This window comes from Flavobacterium gossypii, assembly GCF_014138495.1.
GTDB classification, from domain to species: domain Bacteria; phylum Bacteroidota; class Bacteroidia; order Flavobacteriales; family Flavobacteriaceae; genus Flavobacterium; species Flavobacterium endophyticum.
In genome coordinates this window covers 71,271-90,313 of record NZ_JACJIS010000005.1, presented here as the reverse complement: position 1 = coordinate 90,313, position 19,043 = coordinate 71,271, and the positions used below count along the sequence as shown (strand labels likewise).

At 37.5% G+C, this 19,043-nt stretch carries 19 protein-coding genes; 11 read left to right on the top strand and 8 right to left on the bottom strand.

Annotation, left to right across the window (positions count from 1 at the left end):
• The first annotated feature begins 781 nt into the window (after positions 1-781).
• From thrS to GGR22_RS16745, 6 genes are all read left to right on the top strand, one after another.
• Positions 782-2,728 carry a threonine--tRNA ligase gene (thrS, locus tag GGR22_RS16770; protein ID WP_182494577.1) on the top strand — a complete coding sequence of 649 codons (1,947 nt, stop codon included), beginning with the start codon at positions 782-784 and terminating at the stop codon, positions 2,726-2,728.
• A 17-nt stretch (positions 2,729-2,745) separates the two neighbouring features.
• A complete protein-coding gene (gene infC / locus GGR22_RS16765; RefSeq protein WP_379730629.1) occupies positions 2,746-3,300 on the top strand; it encodes a translation initiation factor IF-3 in 555 nt (184 codons plus the stop codon).
• Between the two features lie 103 nt (positions 3,301-3,403).
• On the top strand, positions 3,404-3,601 hold the full coding sequence (gene rpmI, locus GGR22_RS16760; RefSeq protein WP_091398482.1) for a 50S ribosomal protein L35: 198 nt from the start codon (positions 3,404-3,406) through the stop codon (positions 3,599-3,601).
• Between the two features lie 174 nt (positions 3,602-3,775).
• Positions 3,776-4,120: a 50S ribosomal protein L20 gene (rplT, locus tag GGR22_RS16755; RefSeq protein WP_121377491.1), complete on the top strand. Its 345-nt coding sequence runs from the start codon at positions 3,776-3,778 to the stop codon at positions 4,118-4,120.
• 86 nt (positions 4,121-4,206) lie between these two features.
• On the top strand, positions 4,207-4,776 hold the full coding sequence (locus GGR22_RS16750; protein WP_182494576.1) for a Crp/Fnr family transcriptional regulator: 570 nt from the start codon (positions 4,207-4,209) through the stop codon (positions 4,774-4,776).
• Between the two features lie 77 nt (positions 4,777-4,853).
• A complete protein-coding gene (locus GGR22_RS16745; RefSeq protein WP_182494575.1) occupies positions 4,854-5,288 on the top strand; it encodes a carboxymuconolactone decarboxylase family protein in 435 nt (144 codons plus the stop codon).
• 51 nt (positions 5,289-5,339) lie between these two features.
• On the opposite strand, the gene GGR22_RS16740 is transcribed toward GGR22_RS16745, so the two are convergent.
• A complete protein-coding gene (locus GGR22_RS16740; protein ID WP_182494574.1) occupies positions 5,340-6,104 on the bottom strand; it encodes an SDR family NAD(P)-dependent oxidoreductase in 765 nt (254 codons plus the stop codon).
• A 75-nt stretch (positions 6,105-6,179) separates the two neighbouring features.
• A complete protein-coding gene (locus tag GGR22_RS16735; protein WP_182494573.1) occupies positions 6,180-6,593 on the bottom strand; it encodes a helix-turn-helix domain-containing protein in 414 nt (137 codons plus the stop codon).
• 142 nt (positions 6,594-6,735) lie between these two features.
• Between GGR22_RS16735 and GGR22_RS16730 the strand changes: the two genes are divergently transcribed.
• From GGR22_RS16730 to GGR22_RS16720, 3 genes are all read left to right on the top strand, one after another.
• Complete coding sequence (locus GGR22_RS16730) at positions 6,736-7,311, top strand: RNA polymerase sigma factor (protein WP_246336978.1); 576 nt, start codon at positions 6,736-6,738, stop codon at positions 7,309-7,311.
• A 10-nt stretch (positions 7,312-7,321) separates the two neighbouring features.
• Complete coding sequence (locus GGR22_RS16725; protein WP_182494572.1) at positions 7,322-7,642, top strand: hypothetical protein; 321 nt, start codon at positions 7,322-7,324, stop codon at positions 7,640-7,642.
• Between the two features lie 115 nt (positions 7,643-7,757).
• Positions 7,758-8,042 (top strand): hypothetical protein, encoded by a 285-nt coding sequence (locus GGR22_RS16720; protein WP_182494571.1) that lies wholly within the window; start codon positions 7,758-7,760, stop codon positions 8,040-8,042.
• A gap of 270 nt (positions 8,043-8,312) precedes the next feature.
• On the opposite strand, the gene GGR22_RS16715 is transcribed toward GGR22_RS16720, so the two are convergent.
• The 5 genes from GGR22_RS16715 to GGR22_RS16695 form a co-directional block, all read right to left on the bottom strand.
• Entirely contained in the window at positions 8,313-9,776 is a 1,464-nt protein-coding gene (locus GGR22_RS16715; protein WP_182494570.1) for a ligand-binding sensor domain-containing protein, read from the bottom strand.
• A 13-nt stretch (positions 9,777-9,789) separates the two neighbouring features.
• Complete coding sequence (locus tag GGR22_RS16710; RefSeq protein WP_182494569.1) at positions 9,790-10,212, bottom strand: helix-turn-helix domain-containing protein; 423 nt, start codon at positions 10,210-10,212, stop codon at positions 9,790-9,792.
• A gap of 820 nt (positions 10,213-11,032) precedes the next feature.
• On the bottom strand, positions 11,033-11,563 hold the full coding sequence (locus GGR22_RS16705; protein ID WP_121377498.1) for a GNAT family N-acetyltransferase: 531 nt from the start codon (positions 11,561-11,563) through the stop codon (positions 11,033-11,035).
• Between the two features lie 15 nt (positions 11,564-11,578).
• On the bottom strand, positions 11,579-12,421 hold the full coding sequence (locus tag GGR22_RS16700; protein ID WP_182494568.1) for an isoaspartyl peptidase/L-asparaginase: 843 nt from the start codon (positions 12,419-12,421) through the stop codon (positions 11,579-11,581).
• Positions 12,422-12,425: 4 nt separating this feature from the next.
• The gene (locus GGR22_RS16695) at positions 12,426-13,295 is read right to left on the bottom strand and encodes a cyanophycinase (RefSeq protein WP_121377500.1); all 870 of its coding nucleotides are present in this window, start codon (positions 13,293-13,295) and stop codon (positions 12,426-12,428) included.
• A 285-nt stretch (positions 13,296-13,580) separates the two neighbouring features.
• On the opposite strand from GGR22_RS16695, the gene cphA reads away from it, so the two are divergent.
• Both cphA and GGR22_RS16685 read left to right on the top strand, forming a co-directional pair.
• The gene (cphA, locus tag GGR22_RS16690) at positions 13,581-16,205 is read left to right on the top strand and encodes a cyanophycin synthetase (protein WP_121377501.1); all 2,625 of its coding nucleotides are present in this window, start codon (positions 13,581-13,583) and stop codon (positions 16,203-16,205) included.
• 126 nt (positions 16,206-16,331) lie between these two features.
• On the top strand, positions 16,332-18,071 hold the full coding sequence (locus tag GGR22_RS16685; RefSeq protein WP_182494567.1) for a T9SS type A sorting domain-containing protein: 1,740 nt from the start codon (positions 16,332-16,334) through the stop codon (positions 18,069-18,071).
• Positions 18,072-18,127: 56 nt separating this feature from the next.
• On the opposite strand, the gene GGR22_RS16680 is transcribed toward GGR22_RS16685, so the two are convergent.
• Entirely contained in the window at positions 18,128-19,039 is a 912-nt protein-coding gene (locus GGR22_RS16680) for a glutaminase (RefSeq protein ID WP_121377503.1), read from the bottom strand.
• Positions 19,040-19,043 lie beyond the last annotated feature (4 nt).

The following is a 19,043-nucleotide window of genomic DNA, read 5'->3' as shown; positions in this document are numbered from 1 at the left end:
TCGCTGCCGAAACTGCTGTCAATCCAATATGTCTATGAACGTGTTCTTCTATTCTTTCGCCTCTCTCGAAGCGGGTGCAAAAGTACGATTATTTTATTATCTCGCAAGTCTTTTGAAAAGTTTTTTTTAGAAATTTAATTTCTTTTTTACTTTTAAAATTCTTACTCAATATTTCAATGAATCCTCACTGTTGCGGGGCGCAAAGGTAAAATCCTTTTTTATTTCTGACAAGCTTTTTTTAAAATATTTTTTAAATTTATTTTCTCTATTCTTATCATCAATATTTCAAAAGAACTTCGCCGTAATTGCGGGTGCAAAAGTAAAATCTTTTTTTCTTTCTTGCAAATTTATTTTTAGAAATTTTATTTTCTTTTTAAACTTACTTTCTGTCAGTATTTACTTATGAACTTCGCTTTCAATGCGGGTGCAAAAGTAGCACCTTTTTCTGCTTTCGCAAGCTTTTTGATAACTTTTTTTTGATGTTTTCTTAAATCAAAACTTAACTTACTGGAAAGCAGATTCTTGATTCAAAAAGTTTTTTTAACCTTTTTTAGATTGACAGACCTTGCAACAAATACAAGCTTTACAAATCCTGCTATTATACCCATAACACGCCCTCTTACTATCCCTTAAAAACAACCAGCTTATGAAATGCTAAGTGATTTAGTAGCAGAAAAAGCTTTTATGCTTAATATATATAAGGTATTATGAATTTATAGTATACATATATATTGTATGTGTTTTGAGAAACTTCTATATTTGCGGTCATAAATTTTATACGATGATAAAGATTACGTTACCCGATGGGTCAGTTAAAGAGTTTGCGCAAGGCACAACTCCGATGGATGTCGCAAAAAGCATTAGTGAAGGATTGGCAAGAAATGTTATTTCCGCTTCTTTCAATGGAACTACTGTGGAAACCGCAACCGAACTGACGACCGACGGGTCACTCATATTATATACATGGAATGACAAAGATGGCAAAAAAGCTTTTTGGCATTCTACTTCTCACGTCATGGCACAAGCTTTGGAAGAATTGTTTCCTGGAATCAAACTGACTTTAGGGCCAGCGATTGATAATGGATTCTATTATGATGTAGATTTTGTCGACCAGAAAATCACTGAAGCCGACTTCAAAAGAATTGAAGATCGCGTTTTAGAGATTTCAAGAGGAAAATATGAGTTTAAAATGCGTCCAGTTTCTAAAGCGGAAGCTTTGGATATATATAAGGATAACGAATACAAAACAGAATTGATCTCTAATCTTGAAGATGGAACCATTACGTTTTGTGACCATGCTAACTTTTTTGATTTATGCCGCGGTGGACACATTCCGAACACAGGAATCATCAAGGCCATGAAAATCATGAGCGTTGCTGGTGCTTACTGGAGAGGTGATGAAAAGAACAAGCAGCTGACTCGTGTTTACGGAATCTCTTTCCCTAAGCAAAAAGACTTGACTGATTATCTTGAGTTGCTAGAAGAAGCCAAAAGACGCGACCATAGAAAACTAGGAAAAGAACTTGAATTGTTCGCTTTCTCACAAAAAGTGGGACAAGGTCTTCCGTTATGGTTGCCGAAAGGCGCTGCTTTGAGAGACCGACTAGAGCAATTCTTAAAAAAAGCACAAAAGAAAGCAGGCTACGAACAAGTGGTAACACCACATATCGGACAAAAAGAATTGTATGTGACTTCTGGACATTACGAAAAATATGGCGCAGATAGTTTCCAGCCAATTCATACGCCAGCTGAAGGTGAAGAATTTTTATTGAAACCAATGAACTGCCCTCACCACTGTGAGATTTTCAACGTAAGACCTTGGTCGTATAAAGATTTGCCGAAGCGTTATGCTGAATTCGGTACCGTATATAGATATGAGCAATCAGGAGAGCTTCATGGCTTGACTCGTGTTCGTGGATTTACTCAGGATGATGCGCATATCTTCTGTACTCCAGAACAATTGGACGAAGAATTCAAAAAAGTAATCGACCTTGTATTATATGTATTCGGTTCTTTAGGATTTGAAAACTTTACAGCTCAGATTTCCTTGAGAGACCAAGAGAATAGAGAGAAATATATCGGTTCTGACGAAAACTGGGAGAAAGCAGAAAATGCGATTATCAATGCCGCAAAAGACAAAGGCCTGAATACGGTTGTTGAATACGGCGAAGCTGCTTTCTACGGACCGAAGCTTGACTTTATGGTAAAAGATGCCTTAGGAAGACAGTGGCAATTAGGAACTATCCAAGTAGATTACAACTTGCCAGAACGTTTCGACCTGACTTACAAGGGTTCAGACAATGAATTGCACCGTCCGGTAATGATTCACAGAGCGCCTTTTGGATCGATGGAACGATTTATAGCTATCTTATTAGAACATACGGCAGGAAATTTCCCAATTTGGCTGATGCCAGAACAGGCTATTATATTGTCTTTGAGCGAGAAATATGAAAATTATGCCAAAAAAGTTTTAGATTTGCTAGAAAATCACGAAATTCGCGCCCTAATTGACAACAGAAACGAAACGATTGGTAAAAAAATCAGAGAAGCTGAAGTTCAAAAGTACCCGTTTATGCTGATTGTCGGCGAGGAAGAGGAGAAAAACGGAACCATTTCTGTACGCCGTCATGGTCAAGAAGGAAAAGGAAATATCAGCGTTACAATTGAAGAATTCGCTTCTATTGTCAATGAAGAAATAAAAAAGACATTAAAAACATTTACAGTTTAACTTAAAATTTTAGAGCCATAGCAATAAGAAACAACAGAGGTTACCAGCCTCGAGTAGAAAAAAAAGACGCACACAGGATTAACAATTTGATTCGTGTTCCAGAAGTGCGCCTTGTTGGAGATAACGTTGAGCCGAAAGTCTACAAGACATCAGAAGCTTTAAGGATGGCAGAAGAGCAGGAACTTGACTTGGTCGAGATTTCTCCAAATGCCGAACCTCCAGTTTGTAAAATCATGGATTATAAAAAATTCCTTTACATGCAGAAAAAGCGTGAAAAGGAGTTGAAAGCAAAATCTACTCAAATTACAGTAAAAGAGATTCGTTTTGGTCCGCAAACGGATGAGCACGATTATGAATTCAAAAGAAAGAATGCAGAGAAGTTCCTAAAAGAAGGTTCTAAACTGAAAGCTTTTGTTTTCTTCAAAGGCCGTTCGATTATCTATAAAGATCAAGGACAAATTCTTTTATTGCGTTTGGCTCAGGATTTAGAGGAATACGGGAAAGTAGAAGCTTTGCCTGTGTTAGAAGGAAAGAGAATGATTATGTTCATTGCTCCGAAGAAGAAGAAATAATTTAGGCAATACGCACCAAGCAATAGGCAGTAAGCCTAAAGCGTAAAGCATATAGCTTAAAGCAAAAATAGTAAGTAAGACAAATTAAATACACTAGGAAAAGATGCCTAAAATGAAAACCAAATCTAGCGCCAAGAAACGTTTTAAAGTTACTGGTTCTGGAAAGATTAAAAGAAAGCACGCTTTTAAAAGTCATATCTTGACTAAAAAGTCTAAAAAGCGTAAATTGGCTTTAACTCACTCAACTCTTGTTCACAAGACTGATGAGAAAAGCATCAAACAACAATTAAGAATTATCTAATAGTCAAAAGTTAGAAAGTCTTAAAGTCGAAAGTCCCTGACTTTTTACTTTAGACTTTACCACATTAGACTATCGATAATCTTTAGGTTAAAAAACATTTAAATAACCTTGGAGTATGGCTTTAAGTTCCTTTGATTAAATTCAGGACGCCTGCTACAAAAACACATTAAAATTATGCCAAGATCAGTAAATTCAGTTGCTAAAAGAGCAAGAAGAAAAAAGATAATGAAGCAAGCCAAAGGTTTCTTTGGTAGACGTAAAAACGTTTGGACAGTTGCTAAAAACGCGGTGGAGAAAGCCATGGTTTATGCTTACCGCGATAGAAAGCAGAACAAAAGAAATTTCCGTGCATTATGGATTCAACGTATCAACGCTGGAGCTAGATTGGAAGGAATGTCTTATTCTCAATTCATGGGGAAAGTAAAAGCTAACGGAATCGAATTGAACAGAAAAGTTCTTGCAGATTTAGCGATGAACCACCCAGAAGCTTTCAAAGCAATACTTAATAAAGTAAAATAAACGTTTTATAAATCTATTTGTCTTACTTACCATAAAGAAACCATCTCGAAAGAGGTGGTTTTTTTGTTATGTATTATATTTGTTTTATGGATCGGCTAATTACACATATCAGGAAGACTGTTAATCTGGATGATTCGGAAGCAGCAATCGTCTCCTCCTATTTCGAATATGAAACGGTAAAAAAGAAAAAACATCTAGTCGAAGAAGGACAAACCGTCCACAAGCAATATTATATCCTGAAAGGTTGCCTTCGCATCTATACCCTTAACACCAAAGGAAATGAACAGACGCTCCAATTCGGAATCGAAAACTGGTGGATTGCCGACTATCTGGGTTTTCTGGGCCAAACTCCTTCCAACTATTTTATACAGGCTGTAGAAAACTCTGAGGTTATTTCGATAGACAAAAATTCATTAGACGAATTGCTTTCCCAACTTCCCAAGCTCGAAAAGTATTTCAGACTAACATTCCAGAAATCATTAGGCGCCGCACAGATGCGTATCAAATATCTTTTTACAATGACGGCCGAAGAAAGCTACCATCATTTCAACAAGAATTTCCCAGAATTTGTACAGCGCGTGCCACAATATATGCTTGCCACCTACCTTGACTTTACGCCCGAATTCATGAGCAAGATTCGAGCGGGAAAAGCCTGATTTCATTTCTTAAAGTAGTTTAAGTTTTTTACGACTGAGGTTGCAGAACTTTGTCATGAACTTTAAAACACATCAAAATGGAAACCAGAGTAAACATCCTGAAAACAACTCCAGAAGCGTATAAAGCCATGATGGCATTAGAAAAATTCATTGCTTCTACTTCTTTAACTCCAACCCATAAAGAACTTATCAAAATCCGCGCTTCTCAAATCAACGGTTGTGCCTACTGTATCAACATGCACACGAGAGATGCCCGCAAACTAGGCGAAACAGAACAAAGAATCTATCTGCTGAACGCTTGGAGAGAAACAAAACTTTATACCGAAGAAGAACAAGCTATTCTTGCCCTGACAGAAGAGGTTACGTTGATTCAAAATCACGTGTCAAAAGAAACTTACGACAACGCCAAAAGATTGTTTGACGAAGAATACCTCGCAGCCATCATCATGATGATCACGACCATCAATGCCTGGAACCGCATAGCCATTTCTACAGAAATGCCACTAGACTAAAACAAAAAAAGCCTGACGATAATCGTCAGGCTTTTTTTGTTGAATTATATATTACAAGAACATTCCGCCAGAAGCTTCAATTCGTTGCGCCGTAATCCATCCCGCTTTTTCAGAACAAAGAAAGGCAACTATGCCGCCGATGTCGGTTGGCTGCCCTACCCTTCCTAAAGAAGTTATTGACGACATGTATTCGTTCAAGCCTGGATGTGATTCAAAGGCCCTTTTTGTAAAATCGGTTTCAATAATTCCGGGCGCTACCATATTCGCCGTAATCTTTCTATTACCTAATTCTTTCGCAAGGTATTTTGTAAAAACCTCAATAGCACCTTTCATCGAAGCATACGCTGCATAACCTGGCGTAGCAAATCGTGTCAATCCTGTTGAAACGTTTACAATCCTGCCGTTGTCGGCAATAAAAGGCAATCCTTTTTGCGTAAGGAAATAAACACCTTTAAAATGCACATTCATCAGGTTGTCAAAATCCTCTTCTGTAGTATCGGCAAACAAAGAGTGGGCATCAATTCCGGCATTATTCACTAGAAAATCAAAAGTAGTACGGTTCCAGTTGGCTGCTAATGCTGCGGAAAGTCGTTCGTAAAAATCAGCAAACGATTTTGTATTGGCTACATCCAACTGCAGCGAAACCGCTTTAGTTCCGATAGCTTCTATCTCTTTTACGACAGCTTCTGCCTCTTCTTTATTGTTTCGATACACCACCACGATATCATTTCCTGATTTCGCGAGTTCCAAAGCCATGTTTCTTCCCAGTCCTCTATTGGCGCCTGTTATAACTGCTATCTTATTTGTTTTGTCCATTTCTCTAAATTTTAATTGTTTTGATGGTACAAAGTTAGCGCGAAGGCACTTTAAAAATATGGTGACTGTTTCAGATTAAATGGTGACAGCTTCCGTTTTTAAAGAAAACTTTTCTTGCATCATCTGCTCTCGGTATTGTTTAGGAGTAAGTCCGGAGAATCGTTTAAAGAATTTTGTAAAATTAGAAGGATCAAAAGTGAGCAGCGTGGCAATCTGCCCAATCGAAAGCTTGTTCTCTTTAATCATCGATTTGGCAATAACCATGATCTTTTCTTCAAAGAAAAAGCAAGGTGCTTTTCCGGTAACCAGCTTTATGGTATTGCTAAGATGTGTGGGATGGATAAACAATTGCGCGGCAAGATCTCGAATTTCAAACATTTCTGTAGCCCTTCCTTCCAGAATATCCAGCAGATGCTTGTCGATTTCTTTTAAGAAATCGGCAGTAATCTCGTTTTGCCTTGCCAATATTTTTTTCGGAATTACAGCCATCGTGCTTCATTTGTGTATTCAAATTTACGGAATTCAAAACAATCCCGTTTAAAAAGAAACCTAAGAAATCGCCAAAATATCTCGATTTAAAAAAACGCAGGATATTTTAAAGTAATTTTATGTCTCGTTCGTCTTCCCTATCATGAAAGCGGAGACAAGCCTAACTATGGAGGAAAAACCTAAAAATACAATTTCTAGCACCGTCAGCAAATTCGGAAAAGGACTGACCTCTTTCGTTCGCGGAAAGGTAAACAGTTCTGAAGATGCCGAAGACGTGCTGCAAGAAGTATGGTATCAGCTTAGCAATTTTTCAAACATCGACGATATCGAAAGCATGAGCGGCTGGCTGTTTCAGGTTGCCAAAAACAAAATCACAGATTTATATCGAAAAAAGAAACCCGAAGCGCTGGAGAATTATTCTTATGAGAACGACGAAGGTGAATTTTCGTTTAAAGAAATCCTGCTTTTAGACGATTCCGAAAATCCAGACTTGGCTCTTTTTAAAGAACTCTTTTGGTCAGAACTGCTCAAAGCGTTAGACGAGCTGCCCGAAAACCAGAAACAGGTTTTTATACTCAATGAAATCGAAGACCTCACATTGCAGGAAATTGCCGACCAAACCAACGAAAACATCAAGACCATCATTAGCCGAAAAGGCTATGCCGTCAAATACCTAAGAAAGAAACTCAACTATTTATACCAAGAATTAAATTATTAAAACTATAAAGATGGAACGATCAAACAGAAGAAACAGGAGAAGAAAGCCTTTCTTTTTATTCATAATTGCCGGATTATTTGCTCTGGGTGCCGTAGTAATGTTTTTATGGAATGCCATTCTCCCGGATATCGCAGCCGTTTCTGCCCTCACCTATTGGCAAGCGCTCGGACTTTTAATCTTGTCACGAATACTTTTTGGAGGTTTTAAATGTGGCCCAAGAAGAAATCGAGGGCCGTTTGCCCATCCGAGATTCAGAGAAAAATTCATGAACATGTCGAGAGAAGAACGGATCAACTTTAGGAACGAATGGAAAGAACGGTTCAAAAGATAATATCTCGCCAACATAAGCCATCAGTTTTTAGCTGGTGGTTTTTTTTTTGAATGTATTTAAAGTAAAAATCCATCAGCAGCGTCTTCCTTACTAAATAACAATCAAAATTAAAAAGATGAAATCAATTTTAAGATCAATCGCAATCGGAATACTAATCGGAGCCTTGGCATTTTTTGCTTTTCAGTTAGTCATTACCTTTCTAATTATCGGAGGAATTATAATGCTTTTAAGCCGAAGACGTTTTGACAGACGCGCCTTCGGAAATGAAAGATTTGGTGGACATCGTTTTGCTTTCGCCGATAAGATTAGAAACATGAATGACGAAGAATACGATTCTTTCAAGAAAAGGTTTGAAAATAGAAGTTGCAGAAACCGAAATAAAACAACAGAACAACTTTAATTAAAACACAGCATGAGAAGAAAACCAAAATTTTTACTCGCTTTAGCCATCGCAATACTGACTTTTGCCAGCCTAAAAGCTTTTGTTCCCGAAAAATTTCAAAACCGGCATTGCTGCCATAGGGAAGATTGCAACAACAATCATCAATCAAAAAGCGAGCATTAACGTACGCATCAATCAAAAAAGCATCCTATTATGGGATGCTTTTCTGTATAATTACCGTTAAACTTTCCGGTTTTACCCTACAAAACTCTTGTTAGTGGCTGTATTTTATTTTCTTTCAATTTTTACTAACCCTTGTCTTGTTGCTAAATATAAATTCCCATTTTCGTCAAGAGTCATTGTAGAAATGTAAGAAGTTGGAATTTCGGAATTTTCGTTATGATAATTTTCCCATCCGTCTTTAAGATCATATCGTACTAATCCGGCTCTATCTGTTGAAATCCAAAGAACTTTTTCGCTTTTGTCATAAACAACACAGTTGGTATGATTGAATGGCATCCCTGAATTTTCAGTAGTAAACTGTTTGAAAGTTCCATCAGAATCTCTCACAGCAATACCTTCATCATTATTCACTTTTCCTTTTTCCTTTCTATCAAATTCAAAAAGCGAAAAATAAAGATTGCCGTTTTCATCTTCATCCATTGAAGTAATACACTTGCCTTTTAAAACTGTTTTAGTAGTTTCAAAATTGGTTGCTTTTCCGTTTTCATCAATCATTACAGTTCCACTAAAAGTACCAATCCAAATTCTGTTTTTTGAATCTCTTTTAGCAAAAGTCACTCTGTTTGACGGAAATTCTTTAATCTTATCTTTATTAATATTTGACCATTTTCCGTTCTTGTAGATTGTCAATCCTTCATCTGAACAGAAAAATACTTCGCTCGTTTTGGAATTATTTATAATTTTATAAGCCCCGTCAATTCCAATTTCTTTTGGGTCATACATAGTCCATTTTGAATTGTCAAAACTATAAATATTTTTTTTTCCGTAAACCCATTTCACATTATCATTATCCGATGCAATTGCATAATAAGAAAAGGATTTCCCTTTGTCTGTTATATTTTGTTCCGCATTTTTAAAATTTTTACCATCAAAAGTCACAAGCCCTTCATCTAAAGTTAACCATATCAATCCGTTTTTGTCTATTGTGATATCGTCATTCATATTATCCGGAAGATTTGAGTTTTTCGAATTCCAAACCGTTATTTTGTAATTTTTTAAATTCTGGTTTTTATAATCATAGGTTTTATTAAATATTTCGGGACTTTTAGGATTGTCAAATGATTTTTTAAAAGATGTCATATCAACTCGTTCAATCTTTCCAATAATTTTATTTTCATTAACTGTAAAAATTAAATTAATTGATGATTTTTCCTCCTTTTTTCCTGCGGTTATTGCGGGTGTCCATTTTTTAAATTTATTAAGTTCTTCAATAATTTTTGAAGAAATTGAGTTTTTGGATTGATCTGTATGACTCAAAACACAAGCCCTACCTTTCGAATCAACAAGTACTTGAAATTTTGCAGCACCTTTAATTCCTTCTAATTTTAATTCTTTATTTAGTTTGTCTTGCAATTTTGCAAACTCTTGTTCGTCATAACCGGCTTTCGTGTCACCACAGTCAAGGCAAAACTTTTCAGTCTTACAGTTGTCTAGTTTTACAGGAAATAAGTTTTGTGCGTTTACTTGAAAAGTCAAGCCTGCGAAAAAGATAAAAACTATTTTTCTCATTTACTCTGTTTGTTTATTTCTTTTGAATTAGTTTTTCTAATTTATCAATCATTTCTTTTTGCTGCTGTAGCATACGTTCGTAAAGCTCTACCATTTTATCAAGGGGATTGAAAGTACAGTGAAAATTTGCCTGCGCTCCTTCGGTAAAAGTATTGGCAACAGCGCTATCGTGAAAAGTGTTTGCTATAATATTGATTGCTTGTTCTTCGTCAAAATTTTCAAAAGCTTCTGTAGGTACTTTTAAGATTTTAGCCACTTGAGCTAGTATGTCTTTTTCTACGGTTTCTTTTTGTTCTAGTAGCGAAATTTTCTTTTGGTTCCAGTCGTCGCCCAGTTCAAAAGCCAATGCTTCTTGCTTGATGCCTAGCATTTCGCGAAAGCGCTTGATGTTTCGGCCTTGGTGGATTTTTTTGTGTGGCATGTCGTCGTGTATCATAATCGTAATGTATAAAATGTTAGTAACCGATATAAAGTTCGGATAAATATAAACAAATTGTGTTTCTGATGTATTCTTTTACTGGGATAAAATATGCTTTTTATTTTCTCGGCAACAAACGTTACGCTAGCAGTAACAAGACATTGAGATAAAAACTCAAAACTTACAAAGGAATCTAATCGGTTCTGTATTGCAATAACTTTATGCTGACAGAATTTATCCGTTGCTAGCAGAAAAACCTCTTTTTCAGTCTACATCTACAAATTGCTATACGGAATCTGTCTTATGCAGTTTGAAACTATTTATTACTACCTGCATTTGTAAATTGCTATATGGAATTCGCTTTATGCTGTTTGGAAAAATATTTATCTGTCAGCATCTGAAGAATACTGTACTGCATTTGGTAGATTCTGTCAGCATCTATGAAATGCTAAAAGATTCTACTCAATGCTGTACTACAATAACTTTTTTCTGTCAGTATCTGTGAAATGCTAGAAGAATTTACTCAATGTTATACTACAATAACTATTTTCTGTTAGTATGTGTGAAATGTTAGAATAATTTTCTAGATGTTATAAAGAGAAACATTTTTTCTATATAAAATTTGACAGATGTCATACAGCATTCGTATAGAAATAGAGTGCTTGATTAAAATTTTGGTAGTTTAGAGAAAAATAAAAAGGTATCTACCCATTTTATAGCATAGTGAGCAAGTATAAAGGCGAAATTATATCGTAGCCAAAATCTAATATAAACTTACGTTTTCGTTTAAATATAGGCAACTAGGAGAAGTTTACAGTAAATCAATTACAGGATCTTGCTAGTTATTATTTTTTAATTCTAATTTCATCATTATATCCGTCTGTTCATCATCTCCTAACTTAAAAATGTGTTTATCAAATTCAACAAAACCATTTTTCTTATAAAAACTTATTGCTCTTGGGTTTTCTTCCCATACTCCTAACCAAACATAGTCAGCATTAGTTTGCGAAGCAACCTCTATTGCTTTGTCATAAAGCAACTGGCCGACCTTTTTTCCATGAAAATCTTTTAAAACATAAATACGCTCAATTTCAAGAGCCTTATCGTCTTTTAGTTCTGTTTGAGATTCTCCGAAATTTATTTTTAAATAACCTATTATCTCGTTGTTAAGTTCTGCGAAATAAAATTCTGAATTTTTACTATTAAGTTCTGCAGTCAACTTATCTAAAGAAAAACCATCTTCTAGATATTTATTCATGTTTTCGGAGGTATTTGTCTCTGAAAACGTTTCTAAAAAGGTTTGTCTGCCAATTTCTTGCAGTAAATTAATACTGTTTAAATCAACTCTTTTGATTTCAATACTTACCATTATTCTTATGTGTGTCTAATTAAAAACTTCCTCATTCACACCATCAAAGCTGGCAAACACCATGCTTGGGTGCGAATCTTGATGAAAAATGTTTCCGTCTTTATCAATAGCAATAGCTCCTGCAAAACCATCAAAAGGTTTTAGCTCGTTGAATGTTTTTTCAAACGCTTCTTTTAAAGAAAAGCCATCGGTCACGCGGGTTACGATCTTGGCCGCAACGGCGCCGCTAACAATATCTTCACCTACGCCTGTAAGGCTCACCCCGCAGAATTCATTGGCATAGTTTCCGGCAACAGTAGCAGAATCTGATATTCTTCCTGGAATTTCAAATCCCTTTCCTCCTGTTGATGTCGCTACGGCAATTTTTCCGTCGCTGTCTAATGCTACGCAGCCTACAGTTCCGGTGCCTAATGATTGCAATTTGGCTTCGTATTCTGCACGTCGTTGTGGAATTTCGGTAGAAAATGCCTCAAAACCGTGCTTCCGTGCAAAATTGGTCGCGCCGCTTCCGCCTAAAACTTTATCGTCATAATCCAGTAGAATCTTGGCAACCTGAATCGGGTTTTTTACTTCTTCGATATTAATAACGCCGCTCATCTTGTGCGCAAAGCCGTCCATCAAAGAAGCGCTCATGCGTATCTTTCCGTCGCTTTGTATCTGAGAGCCGATGCCTGCATTAAACAGCTTGTCGTCTTCTAAAAGCGAAACGGCATACACGGCCGTTTCTAAAGCAGAATGTGTTTTTAAAAAAGCATGTGCATCTTTCGCAATGCGCAACAATGCATTTTGCTTGGCAACCTTAGTTTCCTGACTTGTGGAAGATTCCGAAAAAAAACCACCGTGAATGATAATTTTCATGTCTTTAAACGTATTGCGAAGATTGGATGTGCATTTTGTTGGTTTTCAAATCATACGTATCGTATTTGCTCATCACGTGAACAATCAGATTGTTGATAGAAACGGGCTGTCCTAATTCAATCTGCGTCAGATTGGTATCTTTAATCTGGCGTCCGTCTACTAAGATTACCAATCCAGAGCCTATGGCTTCCATCTTGTTATCAATAATAAGCAGACCGGTATCTTCTCCTAAACCAATTCCTAATACTTTAGGATTTCCTACAACCGCCTGAAACAATCGTCCGATTCTTCCTCTCTGCACAAAATGCGTATCGATAATCACGTCGTCTATCAGTCCGAGTCCGCTTGTAATCTTCACTTCGCCTTTTAGCAAAGCTTCAGAGCTGCTTCCTTGATAGATCATATTGGTTGAAGCTGCAGCCGCTCCTGCAGAAGTTCCTGCATATAAAAATTCTTCGTTTCTGTATTTATCTAATAAGATATCATGAAATTCTGTGCCTCCTAAAATTGATGTTAGTCGTAGCTGGTCGCCTCCGGTAAACATCACGACATCGGCTTCTCGTAATCGCTGCAAGACTTCAGGTTCCGTAGCCTGCTCTCTTTTTTCGATGTGGAGCACATCAACGTTGGTGGCATTCAGGTATTGCAATGCCTTTACATATTCTGGGCCTACTTCTCTTGGTATTTTTGACGCTGTGGTTACGACTTCAATTCTTGACTTTTCTTTGTGTTTTGATTCAATCAGCAGCCTTTTTAATATCCCCGTCTCGAAGAAATTCAAATTGTTGGCCACATTGGCATCAAAACTGGCTTCTGTAAAACTTCCTTTATCTACAGCACCACCAATAATCATTAATTTTCCTTTTATATTCATTTCAAATGGTATGTGAATTCGGTAAAAATAACCAAAAACTTAAAAAACACAATTAATCTGGGGAGTTTTATTCTAACTTTTTACAATTCCGTTTTTACGCTAGTCTTGTTCTAAAGAATTAAAAAAAAATTGATTGATATTTTAAAAAAATTATTTTAGTACAGTCGTATTATAATTTTTTTAACTAAATTTCTAAAAAATATATAGCTTGCAGCATACAGATTTCGACAACTAAATATAAACGGCTGTAAATTAATAATTTACAATAAAACTAACCCATCATTTATGAAAATACTAAAGATACAAGCCTTGCGAGGACCTAACATTTGGAGCGTTCAAAGAAAAAAACTAATCCAGATGCGTTTGGATCTTGAGGAAATGGAACAATATCCGACCAACAAGATCGACGGTTTTAAAGAAAGAATTGAAGCCATGTTTCCTACTATGTACGAACATCGCTGTTCCGAAGGAGTTCCCGGAGGTTTTTTTATGCGCATCGAAAGGGGTACATGGATGGGCCATGTTATTGAGCATATTGCTTTAGAAATCCAAACACTGGCAGGAATGGAAACGGGATTCGGAAGAACCCGCGAGACAAAAACTCCGGGAGTCTATAATGTTGTTTTTAGCTATACCGAAGAAAATGTAGGGCTGTTTGCAGCCGAGTCTGCCGTGGCTATTGCCGAAGCGCTGATTGCGGGAACGGAATATGATCTGGAAACCGACATCCAGAAAATGCGAGAAATCAGAGAACGCGTCCGTTTAGGGCCTAGTACCGGAAGTATTGTGGAAGAAGCTGTTGCAAGAGATATACCGTGGATTCGTTTGGGAACCAATTCATTAGTACAATTGGGCTATGGAATCAACCAGATGCGTTTTCAAGCCACCATTACCTGCAAAACCAGCAGTATTGCGGTAGATATTGCCTGCAATAAAGAAGAAACCAAGCGTATGCTGGACAATGCTTCGATTCCTGTAGCCAAAGGCGATATCTGCGTAGATGAAGAAGGTTTAGAAGAAACAATCAAAAAGATAGGCTTTCCGATTGTCATCAAACCGTTGGACGGAAATCATGGCAAAGGAGCTTCAATTAACGTGATGAATCTTCAAGATGCCAAAGAAGGACTGATTTATGCACAAAAATACAGCCGTCGTGTTATCGTAGAAAAATTTGTGACGGGTTTCGACTTCCGCGTATTGGTTATCGACAACAAGATTGTTGCTGCCGCGCAGAGAGTTCCTGCACACGTAAAAGGAAATGGAACAAGCACGATACAGCAACTGATTGATACTGAAAATCTCGACCCAAGAAGAGGCTATGGCCATGAAAACGTATTAACAGAGATTACCGTTGACCGAGATACTACAGATTTGCTGGCAAAGATGAATTATACGTTAGAAACCGTTCCGAGAAAAGGAGAAATCGTATATCTAAAATCGACTGCCAACTTAAGCACAGGAGGAACGTCTGTAGATGTTACAGATATGATGCATCCTGAAAATATTTTCTTGGCCGAACGAATTTCAAGAGTCATCGGACTGGATATTTGCGGTATCGATATTATGGCAGAGAACTTGACACAGCCGCTGAATGAAAACGGTGGCGTTATCTTAGAAGTGAATGCCGCTCCTGGTTTTAGGATGCACTTAGCTCCATCCGAAGGATTGCCAAGAAATGTGGCTTCTCCTGTAATCGATATGTTGTATCCTCCAGGAAAACCAAGCCGCATTCCGATTATTGCTGTTACGGGAACAAATGGAAAGACAACGACAACGCGTCTTCTGGCGCATATCGTAAAAAACAACGGATATAAAGTAGGATTTACGACTTCGGACGGAATCTACATCCAAAATCACATGCTCGAAAAAGGAGATACGACGGGACCGATAAGTACCGAATACATCTTAAAAGATCCTACTGTAGAATTTGCCGTGCTTGAAACGGCGCGTGGCGGAATCCTCCGTTCCGGTTTAGGTTTTAGCCGCTGTGACATTGGAATCATCACAAATATTTCTTCTGACCATCTGGGATTGAACGATATCGATACGCTTTCGGATCTCGCACGCGTGAAAAAAGTAGTTGTCCGCAGCGTGAAAAAAGACGGCTGGGCCATCTTGAATGCCGATGACGACGAGTGCGTAAAAATTGCTTCGGAACTAGAATGCAACGTTGCTTTTTTTAGTATGGACGAAGAAAATCCGCTCGTCAAGAAATTAGGAAAAGAAGGAAAGATTGTGGCCGTTTATGAAAACGGATACATTACGATAAAAAAAGGCGACTGGAAAATACGCGTTGAAAAAGCCGCGCATATTCCACTGACCTTGGGCGGAAAAGCCAAATTTATGGTTGCGAATGTCTTGGCCGCTACGTTGGCTTCTTATTTATGGGGATTCAAAACGGAAGATATTAGCCTTTCGCTGCAGACATTTATTCCTAGCGTGGCACAGACTCCAGGCAGGATGAATATTTTTGAATTTAAAAAATTCAAGGTGATGATTGACTTTGCGCATAATCCGTCAGGATATATGGCGATTGAAGACTTGCTCAACAATATTGAAGCTACTAGAAAAATAGGAATCATTGCCGGCGTTGGCGACCGACGGGACGAAGATATTAAAGAATGTGGTATGATTGCGGGAAGAATGTTCGATCATATCATCATCCGTCAAGAAAAACACCTAAGAGGAAGAACCGAAGAAGAAATCATCAACCTAATCTTAGAAGGCATCGAAGAATCCGGAAGAGACATTACGTATGAGATTATCCCGAAAGAAACCGAAGCTATCAAGCATGCTATAAACAGCGCAGACGAAGGCACTTTTATCACTGCCTTGAGCGATGTCGTTACCAATGCTATCGAAATCGTACAGCAATATCTCGATAAAGAAAATGAAGACGGGATAGTTTAGTTTAAAAAATACATAAAACTGCTTAAATGCAACATCTTTGTTGCTTTAAGCAGTTTTTATTTTTCTTCAATTATTTAATTAATTCTTATATTTATTCCCTAAGAACTCCCTAAAAATTAAATAATAATGAAGAAAATTACCTTATTGATTCTATTTTTCAGTACCATTATCCATGCACAAGATACAGGATGGGTCTGGGCTAAGACTTTTGAAGACATCAGCAATGCTGCAATTACAAGTTCTTTTATAGACAATCAGAAAAACAGCTACCACATCGGCACTTTTAGCGGTGCTACGTTGACTATTGGAGAAACGGTGATTAACAATTCCAGCGATATTTTGGGCAATCCAACAATAGGCTATCAGGATACGTATATTACCAAGCATGATTCAGAAGGAAACGTTCAGGTTCTCAAGCATTTTTCTGGTTCAAAATTCGAAGCGATTACTTCTATCGCTTATGACAACAATGCTCATTTTTATATTACCGGACATTTTAATGGCGACATGACTATCGGTACCAATACGTATCAAACTCCCAATAATGAAACCAAGAGCTTTATAGCCAAATTGGACTTGAACGGTAATGTTATTTGGAGCAAACAGATAAATTATAACGGGAGTGCACTCCTAAAATATAAGGACAACTACTTGTATCTTGCCGGGACTTATACAGGAAATACTTTTACGTTAGATAATATTACGGCGCCGAGTGTTGGATATACCGCTGTAGTCACCTATATGGACAAGACTTTTGTCGCCAAGCTTGATTTGAACGGAAATGCGATTTGGCTCAAATCGTCAACGTATAATGGCAGCGCGACCATTGAAGAACCGCATAGAATTGGAACGCAGCCTAGAGGCTTGGCTGTCGACAATCTTGGAAATGTATATGTTGCAGGAATGTTTTTTTGCCGCGCTACTTCTTTCGGATCTATCAATCTGACAAAGTCGGTTACCACGAATAATGCGAATCTATTTATTGCCAAATACGACAGTACGGGCAATGTGTCTTGGGCGTCTACGGCTGCGACAAATTCTAGCGCGCATAGCATCGTGACGGATCTTGCTACCGACAGCAATAATAATGTCTATCTTATCGGACAGTTATATCGATCTACGGTAAACTTTGGCGGCACCACTTTAAATTTCCCTGGAAATTATGGCTCATATCTTGTAAAATATGCTACGGCAGGCAATGTTCTTTGGGCGAAAGCAGCAAAAATAGCGACAGATGCGCAGCCTAGCACGGGTATAGGAACTAACTTTTTTAGCCGCATGTTTATTGACAACAGCAATAACATTCATGTAACGGGCATTTTTACATCGTATATTAACTTTGGCAACAACTTCTTTATCCAGAACGACAATTATAATACGAACTTATTTTCTGTAAAATTTGACACTAATGGTACTGCGAGCGACTTTTATAAATTAACAGAAGCTGAGAATTCAAGAGACATCAAGATTTTAGATATTTCGGCAGATCAGAATGTGGTTTATTTTAGCGGCAAGACGTCGAATCCTACTTTTACTTTAGGAAATATTACCTTGGCCAATCCGAATGGCAAAAGCCTTACGTATATCGCAAAGAGAGATAAAACGTTAAGTATTGAAGAGCATTCTGGAAAAGGATTTACTGTGTATCCAAACCCTTCACAAGACCAGCTTTATATTTCTGGATTGGATGCTGCAGAAGCGATGTATTTTACCGTATTTGATCTGACAGGAAAAAGAATAAAGTCTATAGAACCTACCAACACGGACACAATTGCTATTGATGTTAAAGATTTGGCTTTGGGCACGTATGTCTTAAAGATAGAAAATGGCACGACGCAAAAAAGCATCAAGTTTATAAAAAGCTAAACCGTTAGCTTCCTTTTTAAAAGTACAAATCCCAAGCAGCAGCTTGGGATTTTTTATTAAAATATAGACATTCCTGTTTTGGTTGTAAACAACTCCAGAGCATTCATGCCTAATTCTGAATTTCCTTTCTCGTTAAGACGCGGGCTCCAAGTAACAATCGTAAAGTGTTTCGGGAATAAGGCAGCAATACCGCCGCCGACGCCACTTTTTCCCGGAAGGCCAACCTTATAGGTAAACTCTCCGGATTCGTCATAAAAGCCGCAAGTTTGCATCAGCGCATTTAAACGTTTGACATGGCTTTTTGACAAGACTTGTTTTCCGTCTATCGTCTTGCCTTCGTTTGCAAAGAAATAGAACGAATGGGCCAGTTCTTTACAAGTCATTTCGATAGCGCATTGGTGGAAATAGAAATCTAAGACGGTTTCTACGTCGTTTTCAATATTCCCAAAAGATTTCAGGAAATTGGCTAATGCCGCATTTCGAAATCCGGTATCTTTTTCGGATTGTGCGACTTTTAGATTAAAGTCAATGGATTGCGTGCCAGAAATCGTCCTGATAAAAGCCAAAAGGTCTTCTTTCGGATTTTCAAGATGGGTCACCAACATATCAGCAATGACCAATGCTCCAGCATTAATAAAAGGATTTCTCGGAATTCCCTTTTCAAATTCAAGCTGAACTAAAGAATTAAAAGCAGTACCGGAAGGTTCCACGCCTACCCGTTTCCAGGTTTCTTCTCCTAAAAAAGAAAAAGCCAATGCTACGGTAAGGGCTTTAGAAACACTTTGGATTGAAAACTTTTCGTTGCTGTCGCCAATGCCATAATCCTGTCCTTTTATAGTCGTAAGGTGTATGCCGAATTTATTCGGATCTATTTTTGCCAGCTCTGGAATCGTATCAGGGACATATCCAATTTGCGGAAAGGATTTGGCTTCTTCGAAAACCTCCTCTATTATTTTTTGATAATTCATTCCC